Origin of the sequence: Duganella sp. CF458, from assembly GCF_900113115.1 — a bacterium.
Taxonomy (GTDB): domain Bacteria; phylum Pseudomonadota; class Gammaproteobacteria; order Burkholderiales; family Burkholderiaceae_D; genus Rugamonas.
Genome location: NZ_FOOF01000011.1, coordinates 46773 through 59256, shown reverse-complemented (window position 1 = coordinate 59256; position 12484 = coordinate 46773). Strand labels below are relative to the sequence as shown.

General features: G+C 63.6%; 12 protein-coding genes. 10 read left to right on the top strand and 2 right to left on the bottom strand.

The window, feature by feature from the left end; all coding sequences use genetic code 11:
• Positions 1-64: 64 nt before the first annotated feature.
• The 3 genes from BM269_RS17775 (at position 65) to BM269_RS29680 (ending at position 2928) form a co-directional block, all read left to right on the top strand.
• Positions 65-1519, top strand: a complete 1455-nt coding sequence (locus BM269_RS17775; RefSeq protein WP_090439699.1) for a flavin-containing monooxygenase — start codon at positions 65-67, stop codon at positions 1517-1519.
• 19 nt (positions 1520-1538) lie between these two features.
• Positions 1539-2129 (top strand): UdgX family uracil-DNA binding protein, encoded by a 591-nt coding sequence (locus BM269_RS17770; RefSeq protein WP_090439697.1) that lies wholly within the window; start codon positions 1539-1541, stop codon positions 2127-2129.
• Positions 2130-2193: 64 nt separating this feature from the next.
• Positions 2194-2928 (top strand): pilin, encoded by a 735-nt coding sequence (locus tag BM269_RS29680; RefSeq protein WP_211482716.1) that lies wholly within the window; start codon positions 2194-2196, stop codon positions 2926-2928.
• Here the strand turns inward: BM269_RS29680 and BM269_RS17760 are convergent.
• Both BM269_RS17760 and BM269_RS17755 read right to left on the bottom strand, forming a co-directional pair.
• On the bottom strand, positions 2921-3823 hold the full coding sequence (locus BM269_RS17760) for an AEC family transporter (RefSeq protein WP_090439694.1): 903 nt from the start codon (positions 3821-3823) through the stop codon (positions 2921-2923). The two genes, BM269_RS29680 and BM269_RS17760, sit on opposite strands and share 8 nt — an antisense overlap.
• 1 nt (position 3824) lies before the next feature.
• Positions 3825-4436, bottom strand: a complete 612-nt coding sequence (locus BM269_RS17755; protein WP_090439691.1) for a DUF2238 domain-containing protein — start codon at positions 4434-4436, stop codon at positions 3825-3827.
• 85 nt (positions 4437-4521) lie between these two features.
• Between BM269_RS17755 and BM269_RS17750 the strand changes: the two genes are divergently transcribed.
• The 7 genes from BM269_RS17750 (at position 4522) to BM269_RS17720 (ending at position 12483) form a co-directional block, all read left to right on the top strand.
• On the top strand, positions 4522-5076 hold the full coding sequence (locus BM269_RS17750) for a TauD/TfdA dioxygenase family protein (protein ID WP_090439688.1): 555 nt from the start codon (positions 4522-4524) through the stop codon (positions 5074-5076).
• A 30-nt stretch (positions 5077-5106) separates the two neighbouring features.
• A complete protein-coding gene (locus BM269_RS17745) occupies positions 5107-5700 on the top strand; it encodes an ANTAR domain-containing response regulator (protein ID WP_090439685.1) in 594 nt (197 codons plus the stop codon).
• A gap of 36 nt (positions 5701-5736) precedes the next feature.
• Positions 5737-6861 (top strand): CmpA/NrtA family ABC transporter substrate-binding protein, encoded by a 1125-nt coding sequence (locus tag BM269_RS17740; protein ID WP_090439681.1) that lies wholly within the window; start codon positions 5737-5739, stop codon positions 6859-6861.
• Between the two features lie 229 nt (positions 6862-7090).
• A complete protein-coding gene (locus BM269_RS17735; RefSeq protein WP_090439678.1) occupies positions 7091-8392 on the top strand; it encodes an MFS transporter in 1302 nt (433 codons plus the stop codon).
• Positions 8389-10911: a nitrite reductase large subunit NirB gene (gene nirB, locus BM269_RS17730; RefSeq protein ID WP_090439675.1), complete on the top strand. Its 2523-nt coding sequence runs from the start codon at positions 8389-8391 to the stop codon at positions 10909-10911. Before BM269_RS17735 ends, nirB begins: the two co-directional genes overlap by 4 nt.
• A 10-nt stretch (positions 10912-10921) precedes the next feature.
• Positions 10922-11272 (top strand): nitrite reductase small subunit NirD, encoded by a 351-nt coding sequence (nirD, locus tag BM269_RS17725; RefSeq protein ID WP_090439672.1) that lies wholly within the window; start codon positions 10922-10924, stop codon positions 11270-11272.
• Complete coding sequence (locus tag BM269_RS17720; protein WP_170860410.1) at positions 11269-12483, top strand: NAD(P)/FAD-dependent oxidoreductase; 1215 nt, start codon at positions 11269-11271, stop codon at positions 12481-12483. The genes nirD and BM269_RS17720 overlap by 4 nt, the downstream gene beginning before the upstream one ends.
• Position 12484: the final 1 nt, after the last annotated feature.

The following is a 12484-nucleotide window of genomic DNA, read 5'->3' as shown; positions in this document are numbered from 1 at the left end:
TCTCCGTATTGACTTGTTATTAATGCAAAATTATAGTCTGCCAAACCATCCTGGGGGGGCGGCAATGGATTACGACGTAGTAATCGTGGGCAGCGGCTTTGGCGGCATATGCAGTGCAATCAAGCTGAGGGAAGCAGGCATCGACAACTTCGTCATGCTGGAGAAGGATGAAGTGTTCGGCGGCACCTGGCGCGTCAACACCTATCCCGGCGCCGCTTGCGATATTCCCAGCCATCTTTACTCGTTCTCTTTCGCCCAGAACGCGCACTGGAGCCGCCTGTTCCCGCGCCAGGACGAACTGCTCGAATATACCCAGCGCGTGGTACGCGACTTCGACCTGGAGCGGCATCTGCGCCTCGGCACGGCGCTGCGCTCGGCGCAGTTCGATGAAGCGACGGGCAGATGGCATCTCGCCACCAGCAAGGGCGAAATGACGGCGCGCGCAGTGATTTTCGCTATCGGCTTACTCGGCCGGCCAAGCATCCCGCAATTTCCCGGCGCGCAGCGTTTTCGCGGACAGAGCTTCCATTCGGCGCAGTGGGACCACAGCATCGATCTAGGCGGCAAGCGCGTGGCGGTGATCGGCAGCGGCGCCAGCGCCGTGCAATTCGTGCCGGAGATCCAGCCGCTGGTGCAGCAGCTGGACCACTACCAGCGCACGGCGCACTGGGTACTGCCGCGTCCCGACCGTACCGTGACGCGCGTCGAGCAATGGCTGCTGGACCGCGCGCGCCCCTTGCAGTTGCTGTATCGCGCCAAGCATTACATGCAGTTCGAATCGCGCGTCGTGCTGTTCATTTTCCTGCCAGTGCTGGCAAAGCTGATGCAGTGGCAAGCCATGCGCCACCTGAAACGGCAAGTCGCCGACCCGCAGCTACGCGCCAGGCTGGTGCCGGACTATACGCTTGGCTGCAAGCGCGTGCTGCTGACCAACGATTACTACCCCGCGCTGTCACAGTCCAATGTAGCGGTGCTGAAGGACGGCATCCACGAGGTGCGCGAACACAGTATCGTCACCGGCAGCGGCGAGGAGCGCCCGGTCGACGTGATCATCTACGCCACCGGTTTCGACGTCGAACACGCCTACGGCCCGATCGAACTGCGCGGGCGGGATGGATGCAGTTTCGCCCAGGCGCTGGAAGACGGCGCAGGCGCCTACAAAGGCGCCACGGTGGCCGGTTTCCCCAACTTCTTCATGATCACCGGGCCGAATACCCTGCTTGGCCACAACTCCATGATCTACATGATCGAGTCAAGCGTGCGCTATGCGGTCGACGGCGTACGCCGCGTGCTGCGCGGGGGCCTGCATTCGGTCGAAGTACAGCCGGCGGTGCAGGGCGCCTACAACCGCAAGCTGCAGCAAAAACTCAAGGGTACGGTGTGGCACACAGGCTGCAAGAGCTGGTATCTCGATTCGCGCGGCCGCAACCTGGTGATATGGCCGGGCTTCACCTTCCACTTCCGCCACATCACGCGGCGTTTCGATATCGACAGTTACATCGTGCGCCGCTCGGCCTGACGCTTCGTACAATGGCTGGATGAAAGCCAAGCCGGAACAGCAACGTCCGCATACCCTGGATGAGTGCCGCCGCTGCGATTTGTGGCGCAATGCCACGCAGCCGGTGGGAGGGCTGGGTGCGCGCCACGCAAAGTTGATGCTGGTCGGTGAGCAGCCGGGTGACCAGGAGGATTTGAGCGGCAAACCTTTCGTCGGTCCGGCCGGCGACTTGCTTGACGAGGCGCTGGAGGCTGCCGGCATCGACCGCCGCCAGGTCTATATCACCAACGCGGTCAAGCACTTCAAGTGGGAGCCGCGCGGCAAGCGCCGCATGCACAAGACGCCTGCGCAGAAGGAAGTCGCCGCTTGCCATTATTGGCTGGAAGCAGAGTTGGAAAGCGTGGCGCCCGACGTCATTGTCGCCCTGGGCGCCACTGCGTTGAAGTCCATCCTGCAAAGCGGCAGCGTGGCGCTGAAGGACTATATGGGCCAAGCCGTCGAACGCGATGGCCGCTGGATCATCGCCACCTACCATCCGGCCTACGCGCTGCGCGTTCCCAGCCGCGAGGCCCGCGCCGCCGCCCGCCAGGCCATCGTTGACGCCCTGCTTGAAGCCAAGGGTCTCCTCTAATACGTTGCCATGGCGGTTGGCCCTTGGTATTGTGGTGTTTTTTGAGAACACACGAGTGACATAAATGTCGGATGAAGTAGCGAATGTCTACGCTGCGCCGCAAGCGCATTTCGAAGCGCTCGCCAATGGAAACAGTTCTGGGCTTGGCAATATGTATCCGGTGCCGGCGGAAGTGCCTGGATGGTCGTGGGGAGCATTTACCCTGAACTGGATCTGGGCCATCGGCAATCGCACCTGGTTCGGGCTGATGGCATTGATTCCTTACGTGGGATTGATCATCGCAATTGTCCTCGGGGTGAAAGGACGTGAATGGGCCTGGCAGAACAAGCGTTGGGACAGTGTGGAGCATTTCAACCGTGTGCAGCGCCGCTGGAGCATTTGGGGCCTCTGCCTGATGATCATACCGCTCCTGGGTATTGCGGCGGCTGTGGCAATTCCCGCGTATTCAGATCACGTTTCGCGCAAAGCCAACTTCATGGTCTATATGCACGCCAAGCGCGTGGCATCCCATGTCGGCGCTTTTGTCGTCAATAATCGTCGCTTGCCAACCAGCCTGGCCGACGCCGGCGTCACGGAGCCGCTTCCAGCCGGCGTGCGCAGCATTGAATTGAACCAGGGCAGCGCGCAGCTGGAGATTACACTGGACGGGCCACCGGTCGCCGGGGCGACATTCTATCTGGCGCCAAGCGTCGACAAGGAGGGCTACGTCAACTGGCGCTGCATGCATGGCGAAGTCCCGCGTTCGCTGCTGCCGCAAGACTGCCGTTATAGTGCAGCCGATCCGTTCCGCATCAAGTAAGCATACGGCTGATGGGAATCGTTACCGCCGCCAGCAGCGTTTGCAGCGTAATCAAGGATGCCATCAGGCGCGCATCGCCGCCGAGTTGGCGCGCCATGATGTAGGCGTTGGGGGCCGTGGGCAGCGCGCAGTAGAAGCAGGCCGCCAGCGTTACGGGCTCTGACACGCCGAACATCGCGCACACGTGGAAAGCTACAAACGGCAGCACAATCAGCTTGAGCATGGAGGTAAAGGCCAGCGCCGCCGGCCGTAAGCCCTCCAGCGAGAAAACCAGGCCGCTGCCAACGCTGATCAGGCCGAGTGCCAGCGCCGATTTACCGATGATGTCGAGGGTGTTCATCAACGGCGCCGGCAGCGCCAGCCCGCCAAGGCTGAACATCATCCCCGTCAACGTGGCCAGGATGATGGGATTGGTCGCCAGCGTTTTCGCCACCTTGCCCACGTCCGCCTTGTTACCGCTCCACCACGACAACGCCAGGATCGAAACCACGTTGACCACCGGCAGGCATAGGGCCAGTGCCAACATCACCAGCGCTGCCGTCTGCGGCGGGAAGAACAATGCCGACACGGCGATCCCGAAATAGCTGTTCGGCCGCATCGCACCCTGCACGACCGAGGAGCGGCTTGGGTCGGGTAGCCCGCGCCAGCACAGTAATACCAGCAGGGCGAGGCCGACCACGATAAAGGTCGGCAGCAGCGTCGCCAGCGCCAGTTCTCCCACCATGCGGCCATGGAAGTCGAGCCGCGCAATCCCGGTGAACAGCAAGGCCGGGAAGGCGATGAAATACGAGAACTTCTCCACCGAAGGGAAAAAGTCATCCGGCATCCAGCGGGACTGGCGGATCGCCACGCCCAGCATGATCAGCAGGAAGACCGGGATGATCGAGCCAAGCATCCTAGCGTGCGGCCAGTTGGCGGTCGTGCAGGCGGGACAGGGTCAGCAAGGCTGTGACGCCGCCGATCAGGGCCATGAACATGTCGGACTGGGTATCCCACGGGTCGCCCTGGGTACCGAGGAATTCGTCCGCGCCCTGGCCCAGGGCCACGGCCGCACCCCATTCGATCAGCTCATACGTCGCGCTGATCGCCAGCACGATGGAGAGCACGATAAAGGCCAGCATCTTGCCGGTTGGGAGATAGCGGCCGCGCAGCAGGACCTCGCGCGCCACCATGGCCGGCACGAAGCCCTGCGCGAAATGCCCGATCTTGTCGTAAGGATTACGCGACAGGCCGAACCAGTGTTGCAGGTCGAAGCCGAAAGGCACGCGCGCGTAGGTGTAGGCGCCGCCCACTATCAGGATCACGCAATGCACCGCGATCAATGCATACAGCAGGTCGGTCAGGCGATAGCTGCGGTAAGTCGCCGCCATCAACGGCAGCGCAATCAGCGCGGGCGCCACCTCCATCCACCAGGTGGTGCGGTCATAGGGGGCGATGCCGGACCATGCCAGCACGGCCAGTACGAAGCCGGCCAGGGCGAGATGGAATCTGGAGGTAGTGGTGTTCATGCAGATCCTGTGCTTTGCGAAAAGCGCATATTAATATCAAAAACCATTCGTTTCCAACGCAAACTGCGGCGCGTAGACTGCTCGAATGAACTGGCAGCATTTCGACATCCGCATCCTTGACGCGCCGCTTGGCGCGGAAATCATCGGCTATAACCTCGGGCAGGAGCAGGACGACAACAACACCGTCCGCCTGCGATCGGCCCTGCGCGACCATCACCTGCTGGTTTTCCGTGGCCAGCGCATCACAGCGCGCCTGCAGCGGGAGGCCGGAAACCGACTTGCCGCCCAAGCCCTCGCTCCCACCGGCGAGGTGGCCTTGTTCGCCAACCTGCAGATGGCTTATGACACCCTACCACTGGGCTTGCGGCGCATGGTCCACAACGCGCGCGCAACGCAGGAAGGCGCCGCCTGCGCGCTGCCACTGGTGCGCCTGCATCCTGAAACCGGCCGCCGCGCCATCCTGGTGGCCAACCCGGAAACCGCGCGCGTGGTCGGGGCCAGCGCTGCCGAAAGCGCGCAATTGCTGCAGGAATTGCATGCCCACGCGACCCGCTCCCAGCACCTGTACCAGCATGAATGGCTGCCGGGCGACCTGTTATTCTGGGATCAACACAGCTTGATGCCGGTATCGTTGATGTGAGGCTGGCGCGGTTCTTGCAACATAGGAGGCATGAGCCGCAATCTACGCATCGTTTTGATCCACCCGCCGCACGAAAGTGAGGCACGAGCGCACGCCTTGCATTCCGGCTTGGCGGAGGCCGGGTACGACCTGGTCGCCTCGCTGCCGGCCGATTTCCACCTGCCCGAACACATCGCCCGCCTGCAGCCCGACATGATCATCGTGGACGCTGAATCGGACGCGCGCGACGTGCTCGAACACATCGTCATTGCCACCCGCGACGAGCGCCGTCCCATCGTCATGTTCACCGAAGACGACAAGGCCGATTCCATGGAAGCGGCAATGGCGGCGGGGGTTTCCGCCTATGTGGTGGCGGGTTTGCAGCCCGAGCGCATCAAGCCCGTGCTGGACGTTGCGCTGGTGCGCTTCAAGCGCGAACAGAAGCTGCTGGACGAGCTGGAAGGCACCCGCCTCAAACTGGCCGAGCGCAAGCTGCTGGACCGCGCCAAAGGCATCCTGATGGCGCGCCAGGGACTGACCGAAGAGCAGGCTTTCCAGAAGTTGCGCAGCATGGCCATGAACAAGAACCTGAAGCTGGCCGAATTGGCGCAGCGCATCCTGGACGCAGAGGATTTGCTCGGATGATGCACCGTCGTGGTGCGTCCCGGGCAGGAGTGAAGCATGCAGATTGAAAAAGACATCGTCAGGATTGGTTTCAACCCGCTGACCGATTGCGCGTCGCTGGTGATGGCATCCGTGCTCGGGCTGGATCGCAAGCACGGCATCCGCATCGTCTTGAGCAAGGAGACGTCGTGGGCCGGCGTGCGCGACAAGCTGCTGACCGGTGAACTCGATGCCGCCCACGCACTGTATGGGCTTGTCTATGCAACCCATCTCGGCGTCGGTTCGGTACGGCGCGATTTGGCAGTCTTGATGAATTTGAACCGCAACGGGCAGGCCATCACGCTGTCGCGCCGCCTGGTGGAGGACGGCGTGCGCGATGGCGCCGCCGTTGCCGCCCTTTCACATGAACGCGAACTACGCTGGGCCCAGACCTTCCCGACCGGCACCCATGCCATGTGGTTGTATTACTGGCTGGCTGCGCACGGCGTGCATCCGCTGCGCGAGGCGCGCGTCATCACGGTGCCGCCATCGCAAATGGCGACCAACCTGGCGGCCGGCCATATGGACGGCTTCTGTGCCGGCGAGCCGTGGAACCACCGCGCCGTGATGGACGGCGTCGGCGTCACCATTGCCACCAGCCAGCAGATCTGGCCCGACCATCCGGAAAAAGTGTTGGCTACGACCGCCGACTTCGCGCGCCGCAACCCGAATACTGCGCGCGCACTGGTCGCTGCCGTGCTGGAGGCCAGCCGCTGGATCGATGCCAGCGCGGCCAACCGCATGGCGATGGCCGAGATCATCTCCGCGGTCCAATACGTCAATACCGGCAAGGACGTGATCTGGCAGCGCATCCTTGGCCGCTATGAAGACGGCATGGGCCGCAACTGGGAGGATGCGCACAGCATGCGCTTCCATCAGGAGGGCGCCGCCAACTTCCCCTACCTGTCGGACGGGATGTGGTTCATGACCCAGCAAAAGCGCTGGGGCTTGCTCAAGGCTTCGCCCGACTACCTTGGCGTGGCGCTCAAGGTGCAGCAGGTCGCCCTCTATAAAGAGGCGGCGGAACTCACCGAGACCGCCATTCCGGCCAACCCCTTGCGCAGCTCCGTGCTGATGGACGGCATCGCCTGGGACGGCCGCGATCCCGAGCGCTACGCCGCCTCTTTCGACATCCACCTGTAGCCAACGCCATCTGGCGGTGCACCATAGTTGGGCGCGGTGCACCGCCAGATGGCGAAAATCCCCTGGCAGGCGTCGTTTTCCCCTGCAAAGCGGCTGGCACAGGTCTTGCAGAGCATAGGTAAAGCGCTGGTCTAACGGAGGATCGGCTAACCGGACAACGGCGTCCGTGCAGCACCGCCACCGATGGCGGGCGCTGCACGGACGCCTTTTTGTTTTCAGGGATCAAACCATGGCAAGCAAAGCGACCAGCATCAAACTGTTTTCGTTCTCCACGCCGCAGATGCGTGCCTTCCATCTGACCTGGATGGCCTTCTTCGTCTGCTTCTTCGCGTGGTTCGCCTGCGCGCCATTGATGCCGGTGATTAAAGGCGAATTCGGCCTGACCCCGGCACAGATCGCCAACATCAATATCGCCGCGGTAGCCATCACCATCATCGTGCGCCTGGTCATTGGCCCGCTGTGCGACCGCTACGGCCCGCGCAAGGCCTACACCGGCCTGCTGCTCCTGGGCGCCATCCCGGTACTGGGCGTAGCCGCGGCGCAGACTTATGAAAGTTTCCTGTTCTTCCGCCTGCTGATTGGCGCGGTCGGCGCCAGTTTCGTGATCACCCAGTACCACACCTCGGTCATGTTCGCGCCGAACGTGGTCGGCACCGCCAACGCGGCTGCCGCGGGCTGGGGCAACGCGGGTGGCGGCGTGGTGCAGTCCACCATGCCGATGATCATGGCCGCCATGGTCATGCTGGGCGTGAGCGAAACCATGGGCTGGCGCGCCGCCCTGGTGGTGCCGGGCGTGCTGATGCTGGTCATGGCCTTCGTCTACTACCGCTACACCCAGGACTGCCCGGACGGTAACTACGCCGACCTGCGCGCCGCCGGTATCGAACTGGAGGGCGGCAAGAAGGGCGGCTGGTCGAGCTTCAAGCTGGCCGCTGCCAACTACCGCGTGTGGCTGCTGTTCGTGACCTACGGCGCCTGCTTCGGCGTGGAGATCTTCATCCACAACATCGCCGCCATCTACTACGTCGATACCTTCAAGCTCACGCTGCCGCAGGCCGGCCTGGCGGCAGGCAGCTTCGGGCTGCTGGCGCTGTTTGCCCGCGCCCTGGGCGGCTACGTCTCGGACAAAGCTGCTGCACACGGCAGCCTGAATAGCCGCGTCACCCTGCTGTTCGCCATGATGATCGGCGAAGGCATCGGCCTGATGTTCTTTGCCAAGGCGGACAGTGTGACCCTCGCCGTGATCGCCATGCTGGTGTTCGGCCTGTTTACCCACATGGCCTGCGGCGCGACTTATGCGCTGGTGCCATTCGTCGACAAGCGCGCACTGGGTGGGGTGGCCGGCATCATCGGCGCCGGCGGCAATGTCGGCGCCGTGGCGGCAGGCTTCCTGCTGAAAGGCATCGGCAATACCCAGCAAACCTTGTGGATCCTCGGTGTGTTCGTCGCCGTCTCCGCCGTGTGCGCACTGGGCGCACGTTTCAGCGAATCCACCGTCAAAGAAAATGCAATTGCAGGAGCAGCAGCATGAAGAAGATCGTCGTCATCGGCCACGGCATGGTTGGCCACCAGTTCCTGAAATCCCTGCCGGCGGGCAGCGCCCAGGTCACCATCCTGTGCGAAGAAGCGCGCCCGGCCTACGACCGCGTGCACCTGTCGGAGTTCTTCAGCGGCAAGAGCGCCGAGGAACTGTCGCTGGTGGAGAAAGGCTTCTTCGAGCGCGACGACATGGTGCTCAAGCTGAACGGTCGTGCCGTGGCCATCGACCGTGCCGCGCACACCGTCACCACCAACAGCGGCGAGGTGCTCCCTTATGACAAGCTGGTGATCGCCACCGGCTCCTTCCCCTTCGTGCCGCAGATTGACGGCAAGGACCGCAAGGACTGCTTTGTCTACCGCACCATCGAAGACCTGGAGGCCATGCAGGAGTGCGGCGCACGTTCGAAAACCGGGGTGGTGATCGGCGGCGGCCTGCTCGGCCTGGAATGCGCCAAGGCGTTGAAGGACCTGGGCCTGGAAACCCACGTGGTCGAATTCGCACCGCGCCTGATGGCGGTGCAGGTTGACGACGGCGGCGGCCGCGTGCTGCGCCAGAAGATCGAGGAGCTGGGCGTCACCGTCCATACCGGCAAGAACACCACCGCCATTGTGGCCGGCGAAAGCGCAACCCATCGCATGCAGTTCGCCGACGGCACTTGGCTGGAAACCGACATGATCGTGTTTTCCGCCGGCATCCGCCCACGCGACTACCTGGCCCGCGAATGCGGCCTGGAAGTCGGCGCACGCGGCGGCATCGCGATCAACAATCAATGCCAGACCAGCGATCCCGACGTTTACGCGATCGGCGAATGCGCGCTGTGGAACGGCCAGGTATTCGGCCTGGTGGCGCCCGGCTACGACATGGCCCGCGTTACCGCGCGCCACATCAGCGGCGACGCCGCCGCCGAATTCACCGGCGCCGACATGAGCACCAAGCTGAAGCTGATGGGCGTGGACGTGGCCAGCATCGGCGACCCGCACGCCAAGGCCGAAGGTGCACGCAGCTACCAGTTCACCGACGAGCGCAAGCAGGTGTACAAGAAGATCGTGGTTTCCGACTGCGGCAAGTTCCTGCTGGGCGGCGTAATGGTGGGCGATGCCGGCGAATACGGCACCTTGCTGCAAATGATGCTGAACAGGATCGAGCTGCCGGAAGCGCCGGAATTCCTGATCCTGCCGCAATCCGATGGCGCAGCCAAGCCAGGGCTGGGCGTGGACGCCTTGCCGGCCGGCGCCCAGATCTGCTCCTGCAACGACGTGTCGAAAGGCGTCATCTGCGACGCCGTCGCCGGCGGCGCCACCAGCATCGGCGCCATCAAGAAATGCTGCGGCGCCGGCACTTCCTGCGGTGGCTGCGTGCCGCTGGTAACGCAGATCATGAAAGCGGAAATGAAGAAGCTGGGCATGGACGTGAACAATCACGTCTGCGAACACTTCCCGCATTCGCGCCAGGAGCTGTTCCACCTGATTCGCGTTGGCCAGGTCAAGTCCTTCGAAGACCTGCTGGAGCGCCACGGCAAGGGCCTTGGTTGCGACGTCTGCAAGCCGCTGGCGGCAAGCATTTTCGCCACCTGCTGGAACGACTTCGTGCTGAAGAAGGAACACGCCAGCCTGCAGGATTCGAACGACTACTTCCTGGGTAATATCCAGAAGGACGGCACCTATTCGGTGGTGCCGCGCATGCCGGGCGGCGAAGTAACGCCGGAAGGGCTGATCGCGGTCGGACAGGTCGCCAAGAAGTACGGCCTGTACACCAAGATCACCGGCGGCCAGCGTGTCGACCTGTTTGGCGCCCGCGTCGAGCAGCTGCCGGCGATCTGGGAAGAGCTGATCGCCGCCGGCTTCGAGACCGGCCACGCCTACGGCAAGTCGCTGCGCACCGTAAAGTCCTGCGTCGGCTCCACCTGGTGCCGCTACGGCGTGGACGATTCGGTCGGCCTGGCCATCGAACTGGAGAACCGCTACAAGGGCCTGCGCACCCCGCACAAGATCAAGTTCGGCGTGTCCGGCTGCACCCGCGAATGCGCCGAAGCGCAGGGCAAGGACGTCGGCATTATCGCCACGGAGAAGGGCTGGAACCTGTACGTGTGCGGCAACGGCGGCATGAAGCCACGCCACGCCGAGCTGCTGGCCTCCGACCTGGACAAGGCAACCCTGGTGGCCTACATCGACCGCTTCCTGATGTTCTACAGTCGCACCGCCGACCGCCTGCAGCGCACCAGTACCTGGCGCGAAAACCTGGAGGGCGGCCTGGATTACCTGAAGGACGTGGTCATCAAGGACAAGCTGGGCATCAACGCCGAAATGGAAGAAGACATGCAGCGCGTGGTCGACAGCTACGCCTGCGAGTGGAAAGAAGCCGTCAACAACCCTGAAACGCGCGCCCGCTTCCGCCACTTCGTCAACAGCCCGGAAGCCGACAGCAACGTGGTCTTCATGGAGGAACGCGGCCAGATCCGCCCGGCCACCCTGGAAGAACGCAAGCTGATCCCAATCAAAGCCATCGCCTGAGGAGAAAACCATGCACCGTGATACCCAAGCCTCCGCCTGGACCGCCGTTTGCGGCGTGGAAGAAATCGTCCCCAACACCGGCGTCTGCGCGCTGCTGCAAGGCCAGCAAGTTGCCGTCTTCCGCATGAACGATGGCGACGACAGCCGTGTTTTCGCCATTGGCAACTACGACCCGAATGCCGAAGCGTCCGTGCTGTCGCGCGGCCTGGTCGGCAACCTGGGCGAACGCCTGGTGGTCGCCTCGCCGATCTACAAGCACCACTTCGACCTGCAGACCGGCGAATGCCTGGAAGCGCCGGAACACTCCGTGCCTACCTGGCCGGCACGCATCGAAGGCGGCAAGGTCTGGGTTGGGGCATGAAGCCCGCCCTGGTGGTTGTCGGCAACGGCATGGCCGGCATGCGCACGGTCGAGGAGCTGCTCAAGCTCGCGCCGGACATGTACGACATCACCGTCTTCGGCGCCGAACCGCACGGCAACTACAACCGCATCCTGCTGTCGCCGGTGTTGGCGGGCGAGAAGACGGTCGACGACATCATGCTGAACACGCGCGAGTGGTACCAGCAGAATCGCATCACCCTGCACGCCGGCGACCCGGTCGAGTTCATCGACCGCAAGCGCCGGCTGGTGCGCGCGCGTTCCGGCCTGGAGGTGCGCTATGACCGTCTGCTGCTGGCCACCGGCTCGCGCCCCTTCATCATTCCTGTGCCTGGCCACGAACTGCCAGGCGTGCTGGCCTTCCGCGATATCCAGGACGTGGAATCGATGCTGGACGCTGCACGCAACCATCGCCACGCCGTGGTGATCGGCGGCGGCCTGCTCGGCCTGGAAGCGGCCAACGGCCTGCAGCGCCAGGGCATGCACGTTACCGTGGTGCACGTGACCGATTCGCTGATGAACCAGCAATTGGACAAGCCGGCCGCGCAGCTCCTGCAAAAGGCGCTGGAAGCGAAAGGCCTGGTCTTCCGCATGGAAGCCCAGACCAGCGAAATCGTCGGCATCGGCCGCGCAACAGCCGTGCGCTTTGCCGACGGCAGCGAAATCCCGGCGGACCTGGTAGTGATGACCGCCGGCGTGCGCCCGAATATCGAGTTGGCCCGCCGCGCCGGCCTGCATTGCGAACGCGCCATCGTGGTGGACGATACCCTGCAAAGCTTCGACCCGCGCATCTACGCCGTAGGCGAATGCGTGCAGCACCGCCGCGCCACCTTCGGCCTGGTGGCGCCGATCTGGGAGCAGGCGCGCGTCTGCGCCGCCCACCTGGCAGGCAACGGTCACCGCCGCTACGTGCAGCAGGTGACGCCGACCCGCCTCAAGGTAACCGGCGTCGACCTGTACTCTGTGGGCGACTTCATCGGCGGCGAAGGCAGCGAAGACCTGGTGCTGCGCGATCCGCGCCGCGGCGTCTACAAACGCCTGGTGCTGGACGGCGGCCGCATCACCGGCGCCGTGCTGTATGGCGACGTGCAGGACGGTCCGTGGTACTTCGACCTGATCCAGAACCGCACCGACATTTCGTCGATGCGCAATCATCTCTTGTTTGGGCAGGCGCTCTGCGCGCAGGCTGCGTGAA

Coding starts and splice junctions, on each gene's coding strand:
- BM269_RS17775 (WP_090439699.1), top strand. CDS start 65: ATGGATTACGACGTAGTAATCGTGGGCAGCGGCTTTGGCGGCATATGC.
- BM269_RS17770 (WP_090439697.1), top strand. CDS start 1,539: ATGAAAGCCAAGCCGGAACAGCAACGTCCGCATACCCTGGATGAGTGC.
- BM269_RS29680 (WP_211482716.1), top strand. CDS start 2,194: ATGTCGGATGAAGTAGCGAATGTCTACGCTGCGCCGCAAGCGCATTTC.
- BM269_RS17760 (WP_090439694.1), bottom strand. CDS start 3,823: ATGCTTGGCTCGATCATCCCGGTCTTCCTGCTGATCATGCTGGGCGTG.
- BM269_RS17755 (WP_090439691.1), bottom strand. CDS start 4,436: ATGAACACCACTACCTCCAGATTCCATCTCGCCCTGGCCGGCTTCGTA.
- BM269_RS17750 (WP_090439688.1), top strand. CDS start 4,522: ATGAACTGGCAGCATTTCGACATCCGCATCCTTGACGCGCCGCTTGGC.
- BM269_RS17745 (WP_090439685.1), top strand. CDS start 5,107: ATGAGCCGCAATCTACGCATCGTTTTGATCCACCCGCCGCACGAAAGT.
- BM269_RS17740 (WP_090439681.1), top strand. CDS start 5,737: ATGCAGATTGAAAAAGACATCGTCAGGATTGGTTTCAACCCGCTGACC.
- BM269_RS17735 (WP_090439678.1), top strand. CDS start 7,091: ATGGCAAGCAAAGCGACCAGCATCAAACTGTTTTCGTTCTCCACGCCG.
- nirB (WP_090439675.1), top strand. CDS start 8,389: ATGAAGAAGATCGTCGTCATCGGCCACGGCATGGTTGGCCACCAGTTC.
- nirD (WP_090439672.1), top strand. CDS start 10,922: ATGCACCGTGATACCCAAGCCTCCGCCTGGACCGCCGTTTGCGGCGTG.
- BM269_RS17720 (WP_170860410.1), top strand. CDS start 11,269: ATGAAGCCCGCCCTGGTGGTTGTCGGCAACGGCATGGCCGGCATGCGC.